This is a genomic window from Streptomyces sp. NPDC041129 (assembly GCF_055592265.1).
This window is the reverse complement of record NZ_JBVIYV010000002.1, coordinates 713482-732666: the sequence shown is the minus strand read 5'-3', so window position 1 is coordinate 732666 and position 19185 is coordinate 713482. Positions and strand designations below refer to the sequence as shown.

Below are 19185 nucleotides of genomic sequence, written 5' to 3'. Positions count from 1 at the left end.
CCCGCGGTGAAGGCTTCGCCTCCCTGTGCCGGGAGGCCACCGATTCAGGTGTGCTGGATCACTGCATGACGGCCATGGCCAGCGCACGGCGGGCGCGCATGGAGGCGCGCTCCGCCCGGCGCTGCATGCGCCGGGCGGTCGCCAGGCGCGCGGCCCGGCGCTCCTGCTCGGCGCCTTGCAGCATGTCGTGCATATGCGCACGAGCCAGGGCTTCTGGGATGAGTTGCATCTCTCGGGTCCTGTTCTGACGCGAGTCGTTCGCGCCGGTGGTGGTGAAGTCTGAGGTCGCGGAGCCTGCGGGCTCGCTGGCGGACGGCTTCATCGGGGCCTGCTTCTTGGGGTCGTGCGTGAGGGGACGGTCGATGGTTCCTGCGGTGTTCATGCTGTGACCGGGTTCTTGCGCGGGCGGCCACGCGGCCGCTTCCGGGCGACGACGACGCCCTGGACGAACAGCTCGCCACCCCAGACGCCCCAGGGCTCACGCCGCTCCTTCGCCCCGGCGAGGCATGCCTCCATCAGCGGGCAGGTGCGGCAGAGGGACTTGGCGTACTCGACGTCGGCCGGCGACTCGGCGAAGAAGACCTCGGGGTCGTAGGAACGGCAGGGGACGGGTACGCCGAGGTTCTCGATGGCGTCGTCGAGCGCGGTGAGCGCGGTGAGCGGGATCAAGGTGGAGTCCTCCGTGAGGCCGGGCGGGGGGATGGTTCGTGAAGGCGGTACGGACGGGGCGTGCGCTTCGAGTTGCACGGTTCGGTCTTCCTCGTCTGGTCGTTCCGGCCTGTTGACCGGGCGTCGGCTTGGTACCGGGTTCTTTTCCTGTCCCGAGGCCCCTTCGCTCCGTCGTCCCCGTTCGGGGCAAACAGAAGGGCCGCGGATCCCGGGTGGGGTTCCGCGGCCCTGAAGGCGCCGGCCTGATCGGCGATCAGGCTGGATCACTCCAGGGTTCTGGCCCACGGAAGGCCCACATCAGGTGGTGCTGCGTCGTCTGCTTCCGGAATCCGGCACCGGCCGCCGCAAAGACATAGGCATGTGCCTGTGCCACTACCGCTTCCAGTGCCTTCGTCGGTCGCTCATTGCGCTCACGGACGGGAAGGACCGCGAGAGCAGGGGAGGACGCCGGACGGACGGCACGAATGCCGGACACACCGGTGCCCTGGTTCGAGGCGCCGAGCATGCACGTGGAGACGGCCGAGCGATCGGTCATTTTGGCCGTGCTGATGTTGGTTTCGATGCTGATCACTGGACTCGCCTCCTCTCGGCGTCTCGTGGATCGGGGTGAGCCGATCCATTCGGATATGCAAGTACAACACGGAGTCAGGGCCTTGGAGAAGGCCGCCGCTTCCGTGCCTAGAACCTATGGGGATTGCCGGGGCATGCGCAAACTATTTTTTCGACGAGTTCGCATCAGTCGCGCCCGCCGTCCGACCCGATCTCCTGGCCTGCGCAGATGGCCAGAACATCGGCTCCGTAGCGCTGCAGCTTGCGGGCGCGGACACCGGGGATGCGGGAGAGCCCGGCGGGGTCGTCGGGCCGTGCCTCGGCGATGGCCATCAGGGTGCGGTCGGTGAAGACGCAGAAGTCCGGCTGCCCGCTGCGCTCCGCCTGGACCGCACGCCATTCGCGCAGCCGCTCGTAGAGACCCTCGTCCATGTCGGAGGGGCAGTCCTCGCACCGCATCAGCTTCATCTCACCGGCGTCGGTGAGCGTGCGGCCGCAGACCCGGCAGCGGGCCACGGTGCGCTGGGTGCGCCGGGGGACGGCCGGGGTGCGGACCGCCGCGCCGCGCTCGATGCCTCCGCCGGCGCCGGTGCCGGTGCGGCCGGCGGTGGCGGCGGTTCCCGGGCGCAGGCCGTCGAGGAATCGGCTGGGCCTGCGATTGGCCCGTCCGCCCGGCGCGCGGGACAGGGCCCAGGAGAGGTGGAGCCGCTCTCTCGCGCGGGTCACGCCCACGTAGAGGAGGCGGCGCTCCTCCTCGATCTGCTCGTCGGTCTTGGCGTAGGTGATCGGCACCATGCCCTCGGCGATGCCGACGAGGAAGACCACGTCCCATTCCAGGCCTTTGGCCGCGTGCAGGGAGGCCAGGGTGACACCCTGGACGGTCGGGGCGTGCTGGGCGCCCGCCCGCTCGTCGAGTTCGGCGACGAAGTCGCCGAGGGTGGCACCGGGGCGGGCGGCGGAGAAGTCGTGGGCGAGGTTGACCAGGGCGGCCAGGGACTCCCAGCGCTCCCGGACGGCGCCGGAGCCGGCCGGGGGTGTGCTGGTCCACCCCTCCCCGGACAGCACGGCGCGTACCTGCGAGGGCAGGTCGACGACGTCGTCCAGCAGGGCGTCGTTGCCGCCGAAGCGGGCCGCGCCACGCAGGGCCACGCCCGCCTTGCGGACCTCGGGCCGGTCGAAGAAGCGTTCGGCGCCGCGTAGCTGGTAGGGGACTCCGGCGTCGGCGAGGGCCTGCTCATAGGTCTCGGACTGGGAGTTCGTACGGAACAGGACGGCGATCTCGGAGGCCGGGACGCCGGCGTCGATGAGCTCCCGGATACGCCGGGCGGCGCCTTCGGCCTCGGCGGGCTCGTCGGTGTACTCGCTGTAGACGGGCTCGGGTCCTGGCGCGCGCTGGGAGACCAGTTCCAGCCGGTGGTCGGCGGCGCGGCCGCGGGCCTGGGTGAGCAGGCCGTTGGCGAGGTGGACCACCTGCGGGGTGGAGCGGTAGTCGCGGATCAGCTTGACGACGGTGGCGCGTGGATGACGGGCACGGAAGTCGAGGAGGTGGTCGGGCGTTGCTCCGGTGAACGAGTAGATCGTCTGGCTGGCGTCCCCGACGACGCAGAGGCTGTCGCGGTCACCGAGCCAGAGTTCCAGGAGCCGCTGCTGGAGGGGGCTGACGTCCTGGTACTCGTCGACGACGAAGTGCTGGTACTGGGTACGCACCTGCTCGGCGATGTCGTGCCGGTCCTGGAGGACGGCGACGGTCAGCAGCAGGACGTCCTCGAAGTCGATGACCGCGCGGTTCCGCTTGAGGTCCTCGTAGGCCGCGTAGACATGGGCGATCTCCGCCTGGTCGCGCGGGGCCTCCCGGCCGGCCTTCGCAGCCGCGTACGCGTAGTCGGCGGGGACGGTCTGGGTGACCTTGGACCATTCGATCTCGGCGGTGACGTCCCGCAGCTCGCCCCGGTCGAGGCGGAGGTTGCAGGCGGCGGCCGCCTCGGCGACGAGCTGGATCTTGCGGTCGACGAGCCGGGGCATGGAGCCACCGACGGCTTTCGGCCAGAAGTACTGGAGCTGCCGCAGCGCCGCGGAGTGGAAGGTGCGGGCCTGGACACCCTGGGCGCCGAGCTGGCGCAGGCGCCCGCGCATCTCTCCGGCGGCGCGGTTGGTGAAGGTGACGGCGAGCACGCTGGAAGGCTGGAGGATGCCTGCCCGGACCCCGTAGGCGATCCGGTGGGTGATCGCCCGGGTCTTGCCGGTGCCCGCTCCGGCCAGGACGCACACCGGGCCGTGCAGGGCGGTGGCCACCTCGCGCTGCTCGGGGTCGAGCCCTTCGAGCACCGCGTCGGCCGTGCCCGGTGCCTGCGGGAAGAGGGTGGAGTGCGTTGCTGGTGTCACATGGCCATGCTGCCAGGTCGCCCGGGAGCGCTGTGCCGGTTGTCCACAGGCGGGGGCTCGCGGTCGTACTGATGCGGCAGGCGTCACAGACGGGGGCGGGGAGCAGCGGGCCCGGGCCGGCGCGACCCGTACCCGGGGCGGGGAATGCCCGCCCCATCCCTTACGTTCTTCCCCTGGACGACCTTCCCGAGCTGCCTGAGGAGCGCGAGACATGCAGGGCACTGTGACGATGTACAGCACGACTTGGTGTGGCTACTGCCGTCGGCTGAAGAGCCAGATGGAGCGCGAGGGCATCGCGTACACCGAGATCAACATCGAGCAGGACCCGGAGTCCGCCGCCTTCGTGGAGAAGGCGAACGGCGGAAACCAGACGGTCCCGACCGTGCTCTTCGCCGACGGCTCCACGCTGACGAACCCGTCGCTGGCCCAGGTGAAGCAGAAGCTGGCGGCGTGACGCTCCGCGGGTTCCCGCGGTGAGACATGCGACAGGGCGGCCCCCCATCACTCGGGGGCCGCCCTGTCGCATGTCTCAGATGACGCTCCGCGTCGGCAGCGGCTTGCCGTACCACATCTCGATCAGGCGGGCGGCGATGGAGATGCCGTAGGGCGGCAGCACCTCGCCGGTCTCGAAGGCCGTGCGCAGGTCCTCGCGGGAGAACCAGCGGGCCTCGTGGATCTCGTCGCCGTCGACGGTGATGTCGGTGGAGGTGGCCCGGGCCATGAATCCGAGCATGAGGCTGGACGGGAAGGGCCAGGGCTGGCTGGCCACGTACTCGACCGGGCCGACGTGGACGCCGGCCTCCTCGAAGACCTCGCGGCGCACGGACTCCTCGATGGACTCGCCGGGCTCGACGAAGCCGGCGAGCGTGGAGAAGCGGCCCTCGGGCCAGTGGACCTGCCGGCCGAGCAGGATCCGGTCGTCCTCGTCGGTGACGGCCATGATCACCGCCGGGTCGGTGCGCGGGTAGTGCTCGGCGCCGCAGGCCTGGCAGCGGCGGATGTGGCCGGCCGCGGCGATGACCGTGCGCTCGCCGCAGCGGGAGCAGAAGCGGTGGGTGCGCTGCCAGTTCTCCAGGCCGACGGCGTGCACCATGAGGCCCGCGTCCCGCGGCGACAGCAGCAGTCCGGCCTCGCGCAGGCCCGCCGGACGGGCGGACTGGTCGATTCGGCCGGGCAGGGCGTCCTTCTGGAGCGCGAAGTAGCTGACGCCTTCCTCGTCGTTGCCGAGGAAGTAGCGGTGGGCTTCGGTGAGCGGCGCCTCGAAGGAGGGGGTCATGACGAGTTCGGTGCGGCCGTCGGGCGTCTCGTCGATGAGGACCTGACCGCCGGAGACCACGAAGCAGCGGGTCGTGGGGTGGCTCCACGCCGCCGCGAGCCAGGCTTCGTCGAGCCGGTGGTGGGCGGCGCGGTCAATGCCGCTCGGGGCGGTCAGCGAGATGGGGCGGTCGGCGGTCTGGTCGGTCCAGGTGGTCACGGGTGCTTCCAACTCCCCCAGTGCAAGGTGCAACGGTTCGTTTCGGCGGGTGGTTCGGCGGACGTGGGGCGTGAGGGCACCGGGCCGGGCGCGGGCGGGGCGTGCGGGCGGTGCTTCCAGTGTGCCCCGCGCGCGGTGCCGTCCCGTACGGCGCTTGCCGGTCAGGGGGCGTGCCGCCAGTTCCCGGCGAGGTCGCCCCACAGGTAGGCGCTGGTCTCGACGCCCTTGAGGAGGAGGTCGAGCTCGACCTTCTCGTTGGGGGCGTGCCAGCCGTCGGAGGGGACGGAGATGCCGAGGAAGAGGACGGGGGCGCCGAGGACCTCCTGGAGGTCGGCGGCGGGGCCGGAGCCGCCCTCGCGGGTGTAGCGGACCGGCCCCTGGAAGGCGCGGCTCATGGCGCGGACCACGGACTGCAGTGCGGGGTGGTCGAGGGGGGTCAGGCACGGGCGGGTGGCGGAGCCGAAGTCGATCTCGTGCCGGATTCCGGCGGGCAACCGCTCGGCGGCCCAGGCGCGGACGGCCTTCTCGATGTGGTCGGGGTCCTGGCCCGCGACCAGGCGGAAGGAGAGCTTCACCGTGGCGGAGGACGGGATGATCGTCTTGCTGCCAGGGCCCTGGTAGCCGCCGCCGATGCCGTTGACCTCGGCGGTGGGGCGGGCCCAGATGCGTTCCAGGGTGGTGTGTCCGGCCTCACCGTGGGTGGCGCGCGACTTGGCGGTGCGCAGCCATGTCGCCTCGTCGAAGGGGAGCTGGGCGAACAGCTCGCGTTCGCGGTCGGTCAGCTCGACGATGCCGTCGTAGAAGCCGGGGACGGCCACGCGCGCGTGCTCGTCGTGCAGGGCGGCGACCAGCCGGGCCGCGGCGGTGGCGGGGTTGGGTACGGCACCGCCGAAGGAGCCGGAGTGGATGTCCTGGTCGGGGCCGTACAGACGGATCTCGCATTCGGCGAGGCCCCGCATCCCGGTGCAGACGGTCGGGGTGTCCTCCGACCACATGCCGGTGTCGGAGACGATGACGGCGTCGGCTGCGAGCCGTTCGGCGTGCGCCTCCACGAGGTCGCGGAAGTGCGGGGAGCCGGACTCCTCCTCGCCCTCGATCAGAAGCTTGAGGTTGACCGCGGGGGCGGTGCGGCCGGTGGCGGCGAGGTGGGCGCGGACGCCGAGTGTGTGGAGGAACACCTGGCCCTTGTCGTCGGCGGCCCCGCGCGCGTGAAGGCGGTTTCCGCGGACGACGGGCTCGAAGGGCTCGCTGTCCCAACCGTCCTCGAGGGCGGCGGGCTGCACGTCGTGGTGGCCGTAGACGAGGACGGTGGGTGCCTGGGGGTCGCCGGAGGGCCATTCGGCGAAGACGGCCGGGGCGCCCGGGGTCGGCCAGACCTCGGCGGTCGGGAAGCCGGTCTCCTTGAGCTTGGCGGCGAGCCAGTCGGCGCTGCGCCGTACATCGGACGCGTGGTCGGGCTGGGCCGACACGGAGGGGATGCGCAGCCATGCGGTGAGGTCGTCGAGGAAGGCGGCGCGGTGCTCTTCGATGTACGTGCGGACGGCGCTGTCCGGGGTCTGGCTCATGCTCACGAGCCTATCGGCCCGCGGGGGCACCCTGGGCAGGCCGTACGTCACATTCGGGTGCCCCCGGCCGCCTCTCGCGTGTGGTCCGGTCGATCGTCGGTGAGCAGCCGTTCCAGGGCTGCACGGTCCGGCAGGGCCGCGGGCCGTACCACCTCGCCGGTGCGCACGTACACGAAGGCGGCCGTGACCGATTCCGGCGGTACGCCCTGCTGCTCGGCCCAGGCGAGCCGGTACACGGCGAGCTGGAGGGGGTCGGCGGTGTGGGCGCGGTGGGTCTTCCAGTCGACGATCTCGTAGGTGGCCCGGTCGCCGTCGCCGTTCTTGTAGACGGCGTCGATGCGGCCGCGTACGACCCGGCCGGCGAGGGTGAGCTGGAAGGGGGCCTCGATCCGGCAGGGGGTGCGGTGGGCGTACTCGGTGCGTTCGAAGGCGGCCTTGAGGTCTTCGAGGTCGCGTTCGTCGGTGATCTCGGCCTCGGTGCCGGGCAGCTCGTCCGGTTCGAGCATGGGCAGGGTGAGTTCCTCGAAGCGGGCTTCGACCCAGGCGTGGAAGCGGGTGCCTCGGCGTGCGGCGGGTTGCGGGGGGTGCGGCATGGGGCGCGCTAGTTCCTGTGCGAGCCCGTCGGGGTCCTGGGCCAGGCGCATCAGCTGTGACGCGGTGAGGGTGGCCGGCAGGGGGACGTCGGTGATGCCGCGGCGCGCGCGCAGCAGCTCGCCGCTGAGGGCGTCGAGGTCGCGGTCCCAGGAGGCGATGGCGCGGGCCTCCTCGGGTGTGACACGGGTCTCGCCCGGGACGCGGGGCGCGGGGTGCGCCGGTTCGGCGGGGCGGGCGCGCTCCCGAAGGTGGGTCCGCTCGTCCGGGGCGGGCGCCTGGTGGGGGACGGCCGGCCGCTCGGCGGACCAGGAGTCCCAGCCGCCGGGCTCGTCCGGGGAGGGTGCGTGCTCTTCGTCTTCATACGAGGACCCCGCGTCGTAGGGCATGTCCTCGTCGTACGGGTGCTCGTCGTACGGGATCTCCTCCTCGTACGGAATCCTCTCGCCGTACGGGAAGTCCTCGTCGTCCGGCGGTGTCGGCCAGTCCGGGTCGTCGAGGGTGCCGGGGTCGTGGTCGGCGGGCGGCCGGGTGTGCTGCCGGGCGGCCAGGGCGTCCAGGTGGGCGCGGACGGTCCCGGCGGCCGCGCGGCGCCGGGCCAGGGCGGTGTCGTCCAGCGGCAGCGGCCACGCCTGTTCGGCGCCGGCCGTCTGCAGCGCCGGGTTCTCCTCGTCCTCGGCGGGCTCGTCGGCCCAGGCCTCGATGTCGCCGTGGCCGGCGGCGCAGTGGTCGTGCAGGGCCTGGAGGAAGTCGGAGGGCCCGCGCGGCTTCTTCTGGGTGGGCCCCCACCAGTGGCCGGAGCCGAGGAGCAGGGAGCGGGGGCGGGTGAAGGTGACGTATCCGAGGCGAAGTTCCTCGGTGTGCTGGTGTTCCTTCATGGCCTCGTGGAAGGCCTTCATGCCCCGGGAGTCCCAGGAGCCGATGTCGGGCAGGGTGTCGGTGTCGCCGCGCAGGACGTGCGGAAGCACCTTGGCCTGCGCGGTCCACTTCTCACGGCCCTGTGCGCTGGGGAAGGTGCCGTTCACCAGCCCGGGGACCACCACGACGTCCCACTCCAGGCCCTTGGACTTGTGCGCGGTGAGCACCTTGACGGTGTTCTCGCCGCCGGGCAGGGCGTTGTCGAGGCCCTTCTCGTACTGGGCGGCGGTGCGCAGGTAGCCGAGGAAGGCCAGCAGGGTGGCCTCGGCGTCGCCGGCCGCGAAGGAGGCGGCGATGTCGAGGAAGTTGGACAGGGTCTCGCGCCGGCGCGCGGCGAGCGCGTGCGGGGAGGCGGACAGCTCCACCTCGAGGCCGGTGACGGCGAGGACGCGGTGCAGGACGTCCATGAGCGGGTCGGACAGGGAGCGGCGCAGGTCACGCAGTTCCGCGGCGAGGCGGGCGAAGCGCACGCGCGCGTCCGGGGAGAACGGCAGTGCGTCGTCGTCCCGCCCGTCCTCGTGCAGGGGGGACTCCAGGAACGTGTCCAGGGCGTCCGCGAGCGATATCACCTCGGAGGGGTCGGTTCCCTCGACGGCCTCGGCGAGCCTGCGGTCGGGGTCGTCGGTGCCGTTCGCGCGCGCGTGGGCGACGAGCAGGCGGGCGCGGCGGCCGAGGAGGGCGAGGTCGCGGGGGCCGATGCGCCAGCGCGGGCCGGTGAGCAGGCGGACGAGGGAGGCGTTGGCTCCGGGGTCCTGGAGGACCTCGCAGACGGCGACGAGGTCGGCGACCTCGGGCAGGTGGAGCAGCCCGGAGAGGCCGACCACCTCGACGGGGATGTCACGGGCGACGAGGGCGCCCTGGATCTCGGCGAAGTCGGTCGCCGTGCGGCACAGCACGGCGATCTCGCCGGGCGCCCTTCCGGTGCGGACGAGGTGGGCGATGGAGTCGGCGATCCATTCGGTCTCCTCGGCGTGGGTGCGCAGCAGGGCGCAGCGGACCGTGCCGTCGTGCTCGGCGCCGGGGGCGGGGCGGAGGGCCTCCACGCCCGCGTGCATGGCGCGCAGCGGTTCGGCGAGGCCGTTGGCGAGGTCGAGGAGGCGGCCGCCGCTGCGGCGGTTCTCGCTGAGCGCCTGGCGGGTGGCGGGGTGGCCGTCGCGGCGGGCGAAGTGCTCGGGGAAGTCGTCGAGGTTGGCGACGGAGGCGCCGCGCCAGCCGTAGATGGCCTGGCAGGGGTCGCCGACGGCGGTCACGGGGTGGCCGGTGCCGCCGCCGAACAGGCCCGACAGCAGGACGCGCTGGGCGACGGAGGTGTCCTGGTACTCGTCCAGGAGCACGACGCGGAACTCCTCGCGCAGCAGCCGGCCCACCTCGGGGACGCCCGCCAGGCGGGCGGACAATGCGATCTGGTCGCCGAAGTCGAGCAGGTCGCGTTCGCGTTTGGCGGCCCGGTAGCGCAGGACGAGGCCGGCCAGTTCGCGGCGGGCGGCCGCGGTTTCGGGGACCTTGCGCAGATCGGCGTTGGTGAGCTTGGCGCCGGCCAGGGTGTGCAGCAGGCCGGTGTCCCAGGCGCGCAGTTCCTCGGGGTCGACGAGGTGTTCGGCGAGTTCGGAGTCGAGGGTGAGCAGGTCGCTGACGAGGTCGGCGAAGGAGCGGGTGAGCGCGGGGTAGGGGCCGGGGGCCTCGCGCAGCACGCGCGCGGCGAGCTGGTAGCGGGTGGCGTCGGCGAGCAGCCGCGAGGTGGGTTCGAGGCCGATGCGCAGGCCGTGGTCGGTCAGCAGCCGGCCGGCGAAGGCGTGGTAGGTCGAGATGACCGGCTCGCCCGGCGGGTTGTCCGGGTCCGGCCACGCGGGATCGGCGGGCGGTGCCGTCGGCGAGGGGTGCCGGCCGGGTGACGGGAGGGCCTCGGGGTCGGTGACGCCGGCCTTGATCAGGGCCGTGCGGACACGTTCGGCGAGTTCGCCGGCGGCCTTGTTCGTGAAGGTCAGGCCGAGCACCTGTTCGGGGGCGACCTGGCCGGTGCCGACCAGCCAGACCACACGGGCCGCCATCACCGTGGTCTTGCCCGAGCCTGCTCCGGCCACGATCACCTGCGGGGCGGGCGGCGCGGTGATGCAGGCCGTCTGCTCCGGGGTGAACGGGATGCCGAGGAGCTCTTTGAGCTGCTCGGGGTCGGTGATACGGGCGGGCATGTCGTCAGAGGCTAGCGGCGAGCACTGACAACCGGGGACGCGCCGGCTACCCAGGCAGGAAGAACCGCAGGTCAGCGTGTGTGGTGCCGTGCGTCACGGTGCCTCGGGGGAGGTCATTCGACCACGTGCCGCCCCTCCGGACGGGCGCTGCACGAAGCACGGAACGCGCAGTGGGTGCAGTGCTGGCCGGTGGTGGGCGTGAAGCGTTCGTCGAGGACCTTTCCGGCGGCGGTGGCCAGCAGCTCGCCGACCCACTCCCCCGCGAGCGGCTCCTGGGTCTGCACCTTGGGGAGGGTCTCCCCGCCGTCACGTTTGGCCGCGCCCTGCCGCAGGTGCACCAGTTCGGCGCCGCCGGCCCCGGGGCGTACGCCGTCGAAGGCGTCGTCGGCGGCGCCCTCGCGGACGGCGAGCTGATAGACGGCGAGCTGCGGATGGTGGGCCACCTCGGCGCCGCTGGGTGCCTGCTTGCCGGTCTTGAAGTCCACGACGTAGGCGCGGCCCTCGCCGTCCGTCTCGACCCGGTCCATCTGGCCGCGGATGCGGACCTGGTAGTCGCCCGCCGCGAGGGTGACGTCGAAGTCCTGCTCGCTCGCCACCGGGGTGCGGCCGGTGCGGTCCAGGACGTGCCAGTTCAGGAAGCGTTCGAGGGCCGCGCGCGCGTTGTCCTTCTCCTGGGCCGACTTCCAGGGCGCGTCGAAGGCGAGCGCGTTCCACACCGAGTCCAGGCGTTCCATCAGGACGTCGAGGTCGGCGGGGCTGCGGCCGGAGGCGACCTCGTCGGCGAGGACGTGGACGACGTTGCCGAAGCCCTGGGCGGCGGTGGCGGGTGCGTCGGCCTTCACCTCGCGGCCCAGGAACCACTGCAGGGCGCAGGTGTTGGCGAGCTGGTCGAGAGCGCTGCCGGAGAGGACGACGGGCTGGTCCCGGTCGCGCAGCGGCACCTTGCTCTCGGTCGGCTCGAACATCCCCCACCAGCGGTCGGGGTGGGCGGACGGCACCAGGGGCCGGCCTTCCTCGTCGGCGAGGGCGGCGAGCCTGGCCAGGCGGCGTGCGGCCGCCTCCCGCAGCACGGCAGAGGCGCCCGGGTCGACGGTGGTGGCGCGCAGCTCGGCGACGAGCGCGGCCACGGACAGCGGCCGGCGGGGCCGGCCGGTGACGTCCCGTGGTTCGACGCCCAGCTCGGTCAGGAAGCGGGAGGGCTGGTCGCCGTCGTCGGCCGGTGCCTTCACGGCGGTGACGACGAGACGTTCACGCGCGCGTGTGGCGGCCACGTAGAACAGGCGGCGTTCCTCGGCGAGGAGCGCGCCCGGGGTGAGCGGTTCGGCGAGTCCGTCGCGGCCGATGCGGTCGGCCTCCAGCAGGGAGCCGCGGCGGCGCAGGTCGGGCCACAGCCCCTCCTGGACGCCCGCCACGACGACGAGCCGCCACTCCAGGCCCTTGGCGCGGTGCGCGGTCATCAGGCGGACGGCGTCGGGGCGTACGGCCCGGCGGGTGAGGGTGTCGGCGGCGATGTCCTGGGCCTCGATCTCCTCCAGGAAGTTCAGGGCGCCGCGGCCGCCGGTGCGCTCCTCCGCGCGCGCGGCGGTGGCGAACAGCGCGCACACCGCGTCCAGGTCACGGTCGGCGTTGCGGCCGGCCGCGCCGCCGCGCCGGGCGGCGCGTTCCAGCCGGCCGGGCCAGGGCGTGCCCTGCCACAGGTCCCACAGCGCCTCCTCGGCCGTACCGCCGGCGGCGAGGCGCTCGCGGGCCGTGCGGAGCAGCGCGCCCAGACGCTGCGCCCCGCGCGCGTAGGCCGGGTCGTGGGCGACGAGACGCTCGGGTTCGGCGAGCGCCCGCGCGAGCAGTTCGTCGGAGGGGGCCGGCAGCGGGTTCCCGGCGGCCCGTTCCTCCTCGCGCAGGGCGCGCCCGAGGCGGCGCAGGTCGGCGGTGTCCATGCCGGCGAGCGGGGAGGCGAGCAGGGTGAGCGCGGTCTCGGCGTCCAGCCAGCAGACGTCGCGCTCCTCGGCTGCCGCTTCCTCTCCCGGAGGCCGTGACCCGGTCTCCTCCCCCGCGGGCCCCTGCCGTGACTCGGCCGTGGCCACCGTCCGGAGGGCGGTGAGCAGGGGTGCCACCGCGGGCTCGTGGCGCAGCGGCAGGTCGTCGCCGTCGATGTCCAGGGGGACGCCCGCCGCGGTGAGGGCCCGGCGGAGCGTCGGGATGCTCCGGGAGCCTGCACGCACCAGGACGGCCATGTCGCTCCAGGGGACACCGTCCTCCAGGTGCGCCCGGCGCAGGATGTCGGCGATGTTCTCCGTCTCCGTGCCGGGTGTGGGGTAGGTGTGGACCTCGACCCGGCCGCCGTCGCGTACGGCCTCGGGCTCCCGGTGGGCGCGCACCTTCTCGGCGGGCAGCCGGGTCAGCGGCATGCGCCGGGTGATCAGGCGGGTGGCGGCCAGCAGGGCTGCGCCGGAGCGGCGGGCGGTGCGCAGCACCTCGACGGGTGCGGGCCGGCCGTCCGCGCACGGGAAGGCCGCGGGGAAGTCCAGGATGCCGTTCACGTCGGCGCCCCGGAAGGTGTAGATCGACTGGTCGGGGTCGCCGAAGGCCACCAGGGTGCGGCCGCCGCCGGCCAGGGCGTGCAGGAGCCGGACCTGGGCCGGGTCGGTGTCCTGGTACTCGTCGACGTACACGGCGTCGTAGCGGCCGGCGAGCCGGGCCGCGGCCTCGGGGCGGTGGGCGAGCAGCACCGCGCGGTGCACTAGTTCGGCGTAGTCGATGACGCCCTGGAGGTCGAGGACGTCGAGGTACTCGGCGAGGAACGCGGCGGCGGCCCGCCAGTCGGGGCGGCCGATGCGGCGGGCGAAGGCGTCCAGGGCGCCGGGGCCGAGGCCCAGCTCACGGCTGCGGGCGAGGACGGCGCGGACCTCGTCGGCGAAGCCCCGGGTGGTCAGGCAGGCGCGCAGTTCGTCGGGCCAGCGCACGTGGTTCAGGCCGAGCCGCTCCAGGTCGGGCTGCCCGGCGAGCAGCCCGCGGACGGTGACGTCCTGCTCGGGTCCGGAGAGCAGGCGCAGCGGCTCCGCGAACAGACCGCTGTCCTGGTGGGCGCGGAGCAGGGCGTAGCAGTACGAGTGGAAGGTGGTGGCCCGGGGGGCGCGGGCCGCGCCGATGCGCAGGGCCATGCGGTCGCGCAGGTCGACGGCGGCCCTGCGGCTGAACGTCAGCACCAGGATGCGTTCGGGGTCGGCACCGCGGGCGATGCGCGCGGCCACGGACTCCACCAGGGTGGTGGTCTTCCCGGTGCCGGGACCGGCGAGGACGAGCAGCGGTCCGGTGCCATGGTCAACCACGGCGCGCTGGGCGGCGTCCAGTCGAGGGGGATCGGGCTCGGCGGGCGGGGTACGGACCAGCCGGTAGGCGCCACGGCTCCCCTGCCGCACCGGAGGGTGCGGCAGACGGCTGGTGGTGGAGGAGGAGCTCACGTGGTTCGCCGGTCCTGGTGGTTGTGCTGGTGGGCGGGCGGTCACGCGTGCGAGGCGGTGGCCGCGGGGTGAGGGGGACACGTGCGGCCGACGCTACGCCGCCACAACGGGCGGAAGCAGGACTTCCGCTTCTTCCCTCGTGGCTCCCGGACCCCTCGTGGCCCCGGTGTCACGCGCATCCCTCGACCATCGAACGTACGTCATGCGACGGACGTCCCCCGTGTCCCTCGTACGGGCCACCGATTCCCCTCGGGGGCATCCGATGGCGGAAGCTGTCAGGTGTGACCGTCCGTGCCCGTGCCGCCGTCCCATCGCGCCCGTCTCATGTCGAGGCGCGGCAGATGGCCCTCGGCGCTCCTGCCCGCCGCCTTGAGCGGAGTGCCCTCCGCCCGGTAGTGGGCGAGCGCGCCGAGCTCGTGGCCGGGCAGCAGCACGCCGTCGGCGCGGACCACGCGCCACCACGGAACGCTGCCCCCGTAGAGGGACATCACCCGGCCGACCTGGCGCGGTCCCCCCTCCTCGAGCCATTCGGCGACATCGCCGTACGTCATGACGCGCCCGGGCGGGATCAGCTCGGCGACCTCGATGACCCGCTCCGCGTACTCCGGCAGCGCGTCCCCGCATCCGTCACGGGTGTCCTCGGCAGGGCTCCGCTCGCTCATTCGCCCCATCCTGCCGCACCCCACCGACAACGGGCGCCCGAGGCCGGGGGCGGCCCTCTCGCCCTCGGGCGGCGCTTCCGGCAGACTGTCCGACCCCGCATCTGCACCCTGATGCCCGCGAGTGCCGGTGGGGCATGCCACCATCGTGCGGGCGGTGACCGGTGATACGAGACCAAGAAGAGACGATGAAGCAGCAGGGTGTGCACCCCGAAGGCGCGGCGGGCACCCCTGACGCGTCCGCGCGTCCCGACGCCGCCGCCTCCGGCCAGGAGGGGACCGGCGCGGCGGGCCGGGACGGCGACGCCGTGACCGACGCCCCGCGCGCGCGTGAGAACGACGCGGACGGCGCCGAGGGGACGTCCCCCGGCACCCCGCGGCCGGACGAGGCCCCCGGTGACGGGGCTCACCCGGAAGAGGTGGAAGGTGACGAACCGCTGCTTCCCGCGCGCGTGCACCGTCCCTCCGACCTCATGCGGCTGCTCGTGGGCGTACTCGCCATCGCCGTGCTGCTCGCGATCGCCGCGTTCGCGCACGGCACCACCTCGGGCCTCGAACAGGACATCAACAAGGGCACCGGGCAGGCCCCCGACCTGCTGATCAAGATCGCGGGGCTCGCCTCCAGCATCGCGATCCTGCTGGTGCCGGTCGCCTTCGCGATCGAGCGGCTGATCAAACGGGACGGGCTGCGGATCGCCGACGGCGTGCTCGCGGCCGTCCTCGCGCACGGAGTGACCCTCGCCACCGACCTGTGGGTGGCCCGGGCCGCGCCCGGCTCCATCCAGGAGGCGCTCACCCAGCCCTCGCCGGGCGACATCCACGCCCTGACCGACCCGGTGCACGGCTATCTCGCGCCCGTCATCGCCTACATGACGGCCGTCGGGATGTCCCGCAGGCCCCGATGGCGCGCGGTGCTGTGGATCGTGCTGCTGCTCGACGCGTTCTCGATGCTCGTCACCGGCTACACGACGCCCTTCTCGATCATCCTGACCGTGCTGATCGGCTGGACCGTCGCCTACGGCACGCTGTACGCGGTCGGCTCGCCGAACGTCCGCCCCACCGGGCAGACACTGATGGCGGGCCTCCGGCACGTCGGCTTCCACCCGGTGGCGGCGGCCCGTGAGGAGACCGCGGAGTCGGAGAACGGCGACCGCGGCCGGCGCTACTTCGTCACCCTCGAGGACGGCCGTCCCCTGGACGTCACGGTCGTCGACCGGGAGCAGCAGGCCCAGGGCTTCTTCTACCGGGCCTGGCGCAACCTGACCCTGCGCGGTTTCGCCACCCGCTCCAGCCTGCAGTCACTGCGGCAGGCCCTGGAACAGGAGGCGCTGCTGGCCTACGCGGCGATCGCGGCGGGCGCCAACGCGCCCAAGCTGATCGCCACCTCCGAGCTCGGTCCGGACGCGGTCATGCTCGTCTACGAGCACACCGGCGGGCGCACGCTCGACTCCCTGGCGGACGAGGAGATCACCGACGAGCTGCTGCGCAACACCTGGCGTCAGGCGCAGGCACTGCAGTCCCGGCGGATCGCACACCGCAGGCTGGCCGGCGACGCGATTCTGGTGGATCGTTCCGGCAAAGTGATCCTCACCGAGCTGCGCGGCGGCGAGATCGCGGCCGGCGACCTGCTGCTGCGCATGGACATCGCCCAGCTCATCACCACGCTCGGCCTGCGGGCCGGCGCCGAGCGGGCGGTGGCCTCGGCCGTCGGAGTGCTCGGCCCGGACGCGGTCGCCGACTGCCTGCCGATGCTGCAGCCGATCGCCCTGACGCGCTCCACCCGTGCGACGCTGCGCCGCCTCGGCCGGGAGCGGGCGGAGCGCGAGCGCGAGGCGGTGCTCGAGGCCTCCCGGCAGGCCAAGCAGGCCCGGGCGGAGGAGGCCTCCGCGACGGCCGGCCCCGCGCCCGGAAAGCCCGACAAGAAGACGGTCCGGGCCGAACAGCGGGCCGAGAAGCGGGCCATCGACGAGGCCCTGGAGGAGGCCCGCGAGGAGGACCTGCTCACCCAGATCCGCCACGAGGTGCTGCGGATCAGGCCCCAGGCCCCCGTGGAGCCGGCCCGCCTGGAGCGGGTGCGGCCGCGCACGCTGATCAGTTTCATCGCCGGCGCGATCGGCGCGTACTTCCTGCTGACGCAGCTCACCCACATCGAGTTCGGCCCGCTGGTCGCCAACGCCCAGTGGGGCTGGGTGCTGGCGGCGGTGCTGTTCTCCGCGCTCAGCTATGTGGCCGCCGCGATGTCGCTGCTGGGATTCGTACCGGAGCGGGTGCCGTTCCCGAGGACCGTGGGGGCGCAGGTCGCGGGATCGTTCGTCAAGATCGTGGCTCCGGCGGCCGTCGGCGGCGTGGCCCTCAACACGCGCTTCCTGCAGCGCGCCGGAGTGCGCCCGGGGCTCGCGGTCGCCAGCGTCGGTGCCTCGCAGTTGTTCGGGCTCGGCTGCCACATCCTGATGCTGCTGTCCTTCGGCTATCTGACGGGCACCGAGAAGACGCCGTCGCTGTCGCCGTCCCGGACGGTCATCGCCGGCCTGCTGACGGTGGCGGTGCTGGTGCTGGTGGTGACGTCGGTGCCGTTCCTGCGGAAGTTCGTCGTCACGCGCGTGAGGTCGCTGTTCGCCGGTGTCGTGCCGCGCATGCTCGACGTGCTCCAGCGGCCGCAGAAGCTCGTCACCGGCATCGGCGGCATGCTGCTGCTGACCGCCTGCTTCGTGATGTGCCTGGACGCCTCCATCCGTGCCTTCGGCGACGGATCGACCTCGTTGAGCATCGCCAGCGTGGCCGTGGTCTTCCTCGCCGGCAACGCGCTCGGCTCCGCTGCGCCCACCCCGGGCGGCGTCGGCGCGGTCGAGGCGAGCCTCACGCTCGGCCTGATCGCCGTCGGCCTCCCCAAGGAGGTCGCCGCACCGGCCGTCCTGCTGTACCGGCTGCTCACCCTGTGGCTGCCGGTGCTGCCCGGCTGGCTCGCCTTCAACCAGCTCACCCGCAAGGGCGCCCTGTAGGCACACCCCCCAGGGGCCGGGGCCGGCCGTCGCTCGTACGGCCCGTGCCCCGCGCGCCCCGGCCCGCACGCGCGCACGATGGAACCATGGCGAACCCCCCCAGGCTGCGTGCCGCTGCCCTGACCACCAGCGCCGTGCTGATGGCCGTCCTGCTGGCCGGGTGCGGCGACGGTGCCGGGAACGGGGACCTGACAGCGCAGAAGCTGGACTGGAAGGACTGCCCGACCCCCTCCGCGGCGGAGGGCGGTGGCTCCTCCCCGTCGCCACTGCCGGACGGAACCCAGTGGCAGTGCGCCACCATGAAGGCGCCCGTGGACTGGAGCATGCCCAAGGGCGACACCCTCGACATCGCCCTGATCCGCGCCAGGGCGAGCGGCGACCCGAGCAAGCGGATCGGCTCGCTGATCTTCAACTTCGGCGGCCCCGGCGGCAGCGGCGTCACCACGCTCCCCGCGTTCGGCCAGGACTACGCCACCCTGAACACGCGGTACGACCTGGTGAGCTTCGACCCGCGCGGAGTCGGCCGGAGCGTGCCGGTGGAGTGCGAGAGCGACGCCCAACTCGACCAGTACTTCCAGCAGGACGCCACACCCGACGACAGCGCCGAGCAGACCCAGCTCGTCGACCGCACCAAGGAGTTCAACGCGAACTGCGAGAAGCACTCCAAGAAGATCCTGCCGCACGTGCGCACCACCGACGCGGCCCGCGACATGGAACTGATGCGCCAGGTGCTCGGTGACGACAAGCTGCACTACTTCGGCATCTCCTACGGCACCGAACTTGGCGGCGTCTACGCCCACCTGTTCCCCGGGCACGTCGGCCGCGCGGTCCTGGACGCGGTCGTCGACCCCACCGAGGACCCCGCGCAGAGCGCGCTCGGCCAGGCCCAGGGGTTCCAGCTGGCGCTCGACAACTTCGCCGAGGACTGCACGTCGAAGACCGAGGACTGCCCGATCGGCGACACCGCGCAGGACGTCAAGGACCGCATCGCCAAACTGCTCGCGGACCTGGAGAAGAATCCGATCCCCGGTGCCTTCCCGCGGCAGCTCACCCAGACCGCGGCGACCAACGGCATCGCGCAGGCCCTGTACTCGAAGGACTTCTGGGAGTACCTCACCGAGGGACTGCAGCAGGCGTACGAGGGCGACGGCAAGATCCTGATGCTGCTGTCCGACTCGATGAACGGGCGCAGCGAGAACGGCGAGTACAGCAACATCACCGCGGCGAACATCGCCATCAACTGCGCCGACGCGAAGCCGCGCTACACCGCGGACGAGGTCCGGCAGCGGCTGCCGCAGTTCCGGGCCGTCTCCCCGCTGTTCGGGGACTACCTGGCCTGGGGCATGCTCAGCTGCACCGACTGGGCGGTACCGGGCGCCGCCGACCATCCGGACGTCAGCGCACCGGGATCGGCGCCGATCCTCGTCGTCGGCAACACCGGCGACCCGGCCACGCCGTACGAGGGCGCGAAGAAGATGGTGGACGCGCTCGGCAAGGGCGTCGGCGTCGAGCTGACGTACAAGGGCCAGGGGCACGGGGCGTACGACAGCAAGAACAAGTGCGTGCAGAGCGCGGTGAACGGATACCTGCTGGACGGGAAGGTGCCGAAAGCCGGCACGGTCTGCTCCTGAAGACCTCGCACATTTCGGCAAATATGCAGGTCAGGGAGTTATCCACAGCCAGTCATGGGCTTGCGCCCCGCCGCCTACCATGACGTGAACGCCTGCCGCGG

General features: G+C 73.0%; 12 protein-coding genes. 3 read left to right on the top strand and 9 right to left on the bottom strand.

Annotated elements, in window-relative coordinates; genetic code table 11:
* Nucleotides 1-58: 58 nt before the first annotated feature.
* The 4 genes from ACZ6B1_RS11510 to ACZ6B1_RS11495 all read right to left on the bottom strand — a co-directional run bounded on the left by ACZ6B1_RS11510 (nt 59) and on the right by ACZ6B1_RS11495 (nt 3600).
* Nucleotides 59-382: a hypothetical protein gene (locus ACZ6B1_RS11510; RefSeq protein ID WP_468777071.1), complete on the bottom strand. Its 324-nt coding sequence runs from the start codon at nt 380-382 to the stop codon at nt 59-61.
* Entirely contained in the window at nt 379-747 is a 369-nt protein-coding gene (locus ACZ6B1_RS11505; protein ID WP_250403421.1) for a WhiB family transcriptional regulator, read from the bottom strand. Before ACZ6B1_RS11505 ends, ACZ6B1_RS11510 begins: the two co-directional genes overlap by 4 nt.
* A gap of 175 nt (nt 748-922) precedes the next feature.
* Nucleotides 923-1204, bottom strand: a complete 282-nt coding sequence (locus ACZ6B1_RS11500) for a hypothetical protein (protein WP_468777495.1) — start codon at nt 1202-1204, stop codon at nt 923-925.
* Between the two features lie 200 nt (nt 1205-1404).
* Nucleotides 1405-3600 carry an ATP-dependent DNA helicase UvrD2 gene (locus ACZ6B1_RS11495; protein WP_468777069.1) on the bottom strand — a complete coding sequence of 732 codons (2196 nt, stop codon included), beginning with the start codon at nt 3598-3600 and terminating at the stop codon, nt 1405-1407.
* A 211-nt stretch (nt 3601-3811) separates the two neighbouring features.
* Here ACZ6B1_RS11495 and ACZ6B1_RS11490 point away from each other — a divergent pair, with 211 nt between their 5' ends.
* Nucleotides 3812-4054: a mycoredoxin gene (locus ACZ6B1_RS11490; RefSeq protein WP_046421411.1), complete on the top strand. Its 243-nt coding sequence runs from the start codon at nt 3812-3814 to the stop codon at nt 4052-4054.
* Between the two features lie 75 nt (nt 4055-4129).
* Here ACZ6B1_RS11490 and nudC read toward each other — a convergent pair whose 3' ends face one another.
* From nudC to ACZ6B1_RS11465, 5 genes are all read right to left on the bottom strand, one after another.
* Complete coding sequence (gene nudC, locus ACZ6B1_RS11485; RefSeq protein ID WP_468777066.1) at nt 4130-5074, bottom strand: NAD(+) diphosphatase; 945 nt, start codon at nt 5072-5074, stop codon at nt 4130-4132.
* Between the two features lie 161 nt (nt 5075-5235).
* A complete protein-coding gene (locus tag ACZ6B1_RS11480) occupies nt 5236-6639 on the bottom strand; it encodes a dipeptidase (RefSeq protein WP_468777064.1) in 1404 nt (467 codons plus the stop codon).
* Between the two features lie 47 nt (nt 6640-6686).
* Nucleotides 6687-10337 (bottom strand): UvrD-helicase domain-containing protein, encoded by a 3651-nt coding sequence (locus ACZ6B1_RS11475; RefSeq protein WP_468777062.1) that lies wholly within the window; start codon nt 10335-10337, stop codon nt 6687-6689.
* 113 nt (nt 10338-10450) lie between these two features.
* Nucleotides 10451-13795 carry an ATP-dependent helicase gene (locus tag ACZ6B1_RS11470; RefSeq protein WP_468777060.1) on the bottom strand — a complete coding sequence of 1115 codons (3345 nt, stop codon included), beginning with the start codon at nt 13793-13795 and terminating at the stop codon, nt 10451-10453.
* Nucleotides 13796-14070: 275 nt separating this feature from the next.
* Nucleotides 14071-14457: an MGMT family protein gene (locus tag ACZ6B1_RS11465; protein ID WP_468777058.1), complete on the bottom strand. Its 387-nt coding sequence runs from the start codon at nt 14455-14457 to the stop codon at nt 14071-14073.
* Between the two features lie 185 nt (nt 14458-14642).
* Here ACZ6B1_RS11465 and ACZ6B1_RS11460 point away from each other — a divergent pair, with 185 nt between their 5' ends.
* Together ACZ6B1_RS11460 and ACZ6B1_RS11455 are read left to right on the top strand one after the other, a co-directional pair.
* Nucleotides 14643-17453 carry a lysylphosphatidylglycerol synthase transmembrane domain-containing protein gene (locus tag ACZ6B1_RS11460; protein WP_468777056.1) on the top strand — a complete coding sequence of 937 codons (2811 nt, stop codon included), beginning with the start codon at nt 14643-14645 and terminating at the stop codon, nt 17451-17453.
* An 86-nt stretch (nt 17454-17539) separates the two neighbouring features.
* Complete coding sequence (locus ACZ6B1_RS11455) at nt 17540-19084, top strand: alpha/beta hydrolase (protein ID WP_468777054.1); 1545 nt, start codon at nt 17540-17542, stop codon at nt 19082-19084.
* The last annotated feature ends 101 nt before the right edge of the window (nt 19085-19185 follow it).

Excerpts from the sequence above, each read along its gene's own strand:
- ACZ6B1_RS11510 (WP_468777071.1), bottom strand. The coding sequence starts at position 382 with ATGAACACCGCAGGAACCATCGACCGTCCCCTCACGCACGACCCCAAG.
- ACZ6B1_RS11500 (WP_468777495.1), bottom strand. The coding sequence starts at position 1,204 with ATGACCGATCGCTCGGCCGTCTCCACGTGCATGCTCGGCGCCTCGAAC.
- ACZ6B1_RS11490 (WP_046421411.1), top strand. The coding sequence starts at position 3,812 with ATGCAGGGCACTGTGACGATGTACAGCACGACTTGGTGTGGCTACTGC.
- ACZ6B1_RS11480 (WP_468777064.1), bottom strand. The coding sequence starts at position 6,639 with ATGAGCCAGACCCCGGACAGCGCCGTCCGCACGTACATCGAAGAGCAC.
- ACZ6B1_RS11475 (WP_468777062.1), bottom strand. The coding sequence starts at position 10,337 with ATGCCCGCCCGTATCACCGACCCCGAGCAGCTCAAAGAGCTCCTCGGC.
- ACZ6B1_RS11465 (WP_468777058.1), bottom strand. The coding sequence starts at position 14,457 with ATGAGCGAGCGGAGCCCTGCCGAGGACACCCGTGACGGATGCGGGGAC.
- ACZ6B1_RS11460 (WP_468777056.1), top strand. The coding sequence starts at position 14,643 with ATGAAGCAGCAGGGTGTGCACCCCGAAGGCGCGGCGGGCACCCCTGAC.
- ACZ6B1_RS11455 (WP_468777054.1), top strand. The coding sequence starts at position 17,540 with ATGGCGAACCCCCCCAGGCTGCGTGCCGCTGCCCTGACCACCAGCGCC.